At 73.3% G+C, this 4,422-nt stretch carries 5 protein-coding genes; 3 read left to right on the top strand and 2 right to left on the bottom strand.

Features of this window, described 5'->3' with window-relative positions; genetic code table 11:
• From VMN58_12850 to VMN58_12840, 3 genes are all read left to right on the top strand, one after another.
• The coding region (locus tag VMN58_12850) for a DEAD/DEAH box helicase (protein ID HUF34086.1) at positions 1-264 on the top strand (264 nt) is incomplete at its 5' end.
• Positions 264-1,442 (top strand): hypothetical protein, encoded by a 1,179-nt coding sequence (locus tag VMN58_12845; GenBank protein HUF34085.1) that lies wholly within the window; start codon positions 264-266, stop codon positions 1,440-1,442. The genes VMN58_12850 and VMN58_12845, both read left to right, overlap by 1 nt.
• A gap of 111 nt (positions 1,443-1,553) precedes the next feature.
• Positions 1,554-2,795: a caspase family protein gene (locus VMN58_12840; GenBank protein HUF34084.1), complete on the top strand. Its 1,242-nt coding sequence runs from the start codon at positions 1,554-1,556 to the stop codon at positions 2,793-2,795.
• Between the two features lie 10 nt (positions 2,796-2,805).
• Here the strand turns inward: VMN58_12840 and VMN58_12835 are convergent, their stop codons facing one another.
• Together VMN58_12835 and VMN58_12830 are read right to left on the bottom strand one after the other, a co-directional pair.
• Complete coding sequence (locus VMN58_12835) at positions 2,806-3,969, bottom strand: amidohydrolase family protein (GenBank protein HUF34083.1); 1,164 nt, start codon at positions 3,967-3,969, stop codon at positions 2,806-2,808.
• Positions 3,970-4,025: 56 nt separating this feature from the next.
• Positions 4,026-4,422 (bottom strand): alpha/beta hydrolase (locus VMN58_12830; protein HUF34082.1); only part of this gene is annotated, 397 nt, incomplete at its 5' end.

Raw genomic sequence — 4,422 nt, 5'->3', positions numbered from 1 at the left:
GACCGCTGGTGGAACCCGGCCGTGGAGGACCAGGCCAGCGACCGGGCGTGGCGCATCGGCCAGGACCGCCCCGTGCAGGTCCACCGCATGATCTGCGAGGGCACGCTCGAGGAGCGCATCGCCACCCTGCTCGAGGCCAAGCGGGGCCTGGCCGAGTCGGTGGTGGGAGGCGGCGAGTCATGGGTCTCCGAGCTCTCCGACGACGAGCTGGCCGATCTGGTCGAGCTCGGCGGCGGTCTCGACCTCGGGCGGTTCGAGGGCTGATGGCTCGCGACTTCGGCACGACGTGGTGGGGTGAGGCCTGGCTCGACGCGCTCGAGGGCATCGCCGGCGGTCGGGGCGGTCGCCTCGCCAGCGGCCGCCGGTGGGCCAAGGCCAACCGCGACGCCGACCTCCACATCGAGCCCGGCGGGGTCGATGCCTGGGTGCAGGCCGACCGCAACGAGCCCCACGAGGTCCACGTCGGCATCCGCGCCTTCCGCGACGACGAGTGGGACACCGTGCTCGACGCCATCGCCGCCAAGGCCGCCCACGCCGCCGCCCTGCTCGACGGCGAGCTCGACCCGGCCATCGTCCGCGACGCGGAGTCCGTGGAGGTCGACCTCCTCCCCCGGCCCCGCGACCTGCGCACGGTCTGCACCTGCGCCGACGAGGTCGACCCCTGCGAGCATGCCGCCGCCGCCTGCTACCTCCTCGCCGACGCCCTCGACGCCGACCCCTTCGTGCTGCTCCTGCTCCGGGGGCGCCGGCGCGACGAGGTGCTGGAGGAGGTGCGCCGCCGGCGGGGTGGTGCACCGGCACCGACGGCCCACGAGGCGGAGGTCGCCGTACCGGTCGGCATGGACCCGGCGGAGGCGTGGAGCCGCGAGCTGCTGGCTCTGCCCCTCGTGCCCCTCGTGGCCAACGCTCCGAGCCGACCGGCGGCGTGGCCGAGCGACCCGCCGGCGCACGCCCCCTTCGACGGGCCCGGCCTGCGGGCCCTCGTCGCCGACGCCGCCCGCCGGGCCTGGGAGCTGTGCGCCGGCACGGTCGACACCGGCCTCGAGCTCGACGAGCGCGCCGACCTGGCCCGCCGGGTCGTCGGCGCGCCGCCCGTCGTGAAGCAGCGCCTCGCCGCGCACAGTGGTGTGGCGCCGGTGGACCTCGAGGTGCTCGCCGCCGCCTGGCAGTTCGGCGGCGCCGCCGGGGTGCGAGCCCACGACGAACCTCGCTGGAACCCGCCGCCCCTCGAGATGGCCCGGGCCCGCGACCTGGTGATCGATGCCGGGATGCCGGTCCGCCGCGTCCACGTGTCCGGCAACCGGGTCACGGGCGAGGGTCGCTTGCAGCTGCGGCGCAGCCGGGACGGCCGGTGGTACCTGTTCACCAAGTCGACCGGGCGATGGGCGATGGCGGCGCCGCCAGAAGACGACGTCGACGACCTCCTCGACCTGACCTCCTAGGCAGAACCCGGACCTCCGGGGAGGAACGCGGCCCTCCGTGTCGAAGTGTCACAGCAGGGAACAAAACACCGCGTGCATCTGCGCGACACGTCGGGCGTGGGGAGTCACCGCTTGCTCAGGATCCACATCGGGCGCCGAGGCCTCTGCCTGGCCGCTCTCGCACTGCTGGCACCGCTGCAGCTCGTGGCCGTGGTGACCACCGCCGACGCCGATCCCGCACCTTCCCCCTCCTCAGCCGTCCATGCCGACCGGCCGTCAGCACCCGCGTTGGTCGCCGCGAGGATCCGGGCGGCCGAGTCCGCCGGACCCGCTCCGGCCGCATCGTTCGCGGCCCTGTCCACGCCAGCCGAGACGCCCCAGCTGGTGACCGAGCCCGATGTGGTCCCCGACACCCCCGCACCGGCGCCCGCCCCGGCGGCAACCCGGGCGATCACCTTCGCCGACCGGTTCCCCGCCCAGGCCGCCGCTGTCCAGGACCTCTCCCGGCCCGCCACGACCCGCTGGGCGGTGCTCATCGGGATCAACGAGCACCGCGGCACCGTGGCCGACAACATCGGGTCCCGCCAGGACGCCGAGGATCTCCGGGACCACCTGCTGGCGAGCGGGTGGCGGGACGACCACATCCTGCTGCTCACCGACCGGGATGCGACCCGAGCCAACATCGTCGACGGGATCGCCTGGCTGGCGGAGCGGACCGACCAGGACTCGATCGGTGTCTTCCACTACTCCGGGCACTCGAAGAAGTGGTCTCGCGACGTCGACGGTGACGGTGAGCCGGACATCGGTCTGTGGCCGCACGACGACCGTTACGTCGTGGACTCCGAGCTGGTGCGGCTCCTCGACGCGGTCCAGCCCCGCGCCCTGTGGATCAGCTTCGCCACCTGCAACGCCGCCGCCATGGCCGACCCCGGGATGGCCCAGCCGGGTCGAGTGCTCACCTTCTCGTCCGGGGCGCCCCAGAAGTCCTACGAGAACCCGGCCTGGGGCAACTCGGTCTGGGGCTGGTTCATGATCGAACAGGCCTTCGCCGCCGGCCTGGCCGACGCCGACCGCGACGGTCGGGTCACGGTCCAGGAGGCCTTCGAGTGGGGCCGCCCCCGGGCCAGGGACACCACGATCAGGCAGCGCTACGGACCCCAGGACGCCGTGATCGTCGACCAGGTTCCGGGCGGGTTCGACCTGCTCGTCCCCGGTGCACCCCGGCCCGAGCCGAAGGTGTCCGAGCCCAGTGGCTCGACGCCGGAGCAGCCCCGACAGCCTGCGCCGGACGAGGACCAGCAGTCCCCGCCCCCGCGCGAGCGGAACGAGGAGAACCACGGCAACCGGATCTGCCTGCTCTGCGGCGACCGGTGACCGCCCGGCGTCAGACGCCGAGCATGCGGGCGCAGTTGCCCTGGTAGAACGCGTCGCGAGCGGCCGGTGACACGCCGTCCATCGTCTCCTCGAACCGCTGGATCGGGTCCTTGGTGCCCTCGGGGTGCGGGTAGTCGCTCGAGAAGAGGAACAGGTCCTCGCCGCACTGCTCGATCATCCAGCCCACGGGCTCGCGCGGGAACGGGGTGAAGAACAGGTTCCGGTGCACGTACTCCGACGCCGCCATCGGCAGGTCTCGCATCGCCGGCTCGCCCCGACCGAAGGTGGCCTGGCACAGGTCGAGGCGGCGCAGCCACGGGACCACCCACATGGCTCCCTGCTCGATGCAGCCGCCCATCAGCCCGGGGTGGGCCTCGAAGATCCCGTCCAGGACCATGGCCGACAGGAACTGCTCGGGCTGCTGGTGGATGACCATGTAGTCCTTGCCGCGGAGGTTCTCGCCGCCGCCGAGGAAGTCCGACACGGGCCGACCGTTGTCGTGGAACGCCGGCTTCAGGGTGCGTCCCCCGCCCCCGATGTGGATCAGGAAGGGCACGCCGCGCTCCTCGAGCGTGGCCCAGAGCGCGTCGTGGTCGGGATGGGTCGGGCTGACGCCCGTGCCGGGGTGGGACGGCACCATCACCGCGCCGGCGCCGTCGTCGAGGGCCTCCACCGTGAGGGCGAGCGTGTCGGCGGGATCGATCCACGGGACCGAGGCCACGGAGATGAGGCGGTCGTCGTCGGCGCAGAACGCCTGCATCGCGCGGTTCAGCGCCCGGGTGCCGCCCATCACCAGCTCGAGGTCATCGCCCAGGAACTGGGTGGCAGCGAAGGTCGGGAACACGAGCTGGGCCCGGAACCCCAGGAGGTCGAGCGACCGGCTGCGCTCCGCCTTGTCGAAGGCCCCGAGGGCATGCCAACCCTTCGCCGTGAGGATCTGCTCCTCGAGCTCAGCGGCGACCGTGGAGTCGCCGGCTCGACGCTCGGCGTCCGCGATGGCCTTGTCGGCCAGCGCCCCGGCCCCGCCGAGGTACAGCGGGCGGATGCGGTCGCGCACCGCCGGGTCGGCGTGGGCCTCGAGCCAGCCGGGCAGCTCCATCACGTGGCTGTCGGCGTCGAGGATGTCGGTCGGCCCCGCATAGGGCGCGTCGACGGTCGGAGCAGTGGCGGTCATGGTCCCCCCGGGCACGATCGGCTTCGTGGTGGGCGTGAGCGTAGGTCGCCTGCCCGCTACAGCGCGTCGAGGAGGCGCTCGATGTGCCGGTTGACCTCGGCCGGGTGCGTGAGGTTCGAGGCGTGCGCCGCGCCCTCGATCGGCACCAGGTCCCGGCAGTCGGCGAGGCCGGCCCGCAGGAGCTCGGCCTTCTCGATCGGGATGGCCGTGTCGGCCGTGCCGTGGACGATGAGGGCGGGGCAGGTGATCTCGTCCAGGCGGTCGGTGATGTCGTCACGGTCGAGCAGCGCGCCGCCGGGCTCGACGATGCGGGCGGGGTCGTCGGCCATCCACTTGGCCTTCCAGACCGGCTCCAGGTCCGGGTCGTCGATGATGAGGCCGCCGACGATGTCGAACACGGCGCTGCGGGTCTCCTGGTCGTCACCGGACAGCGCCTCGAGCATGCCCCGGTAC

Source organism: Acidimicrobiales bacterium (assembly GCA_035512495.1).
In the GTDB taxonomy this organism is placed as follows: Bacteria; Actinomycetota; Acidimicrobiia; order Acidimicrobiales; family CADCSY01; genus DATKDW01.
The sequence above is the reverse complement of the archived record's forward strand: the minus strand, read 5'-3'. Positions and strand labels throughout refer to the sequence as shown.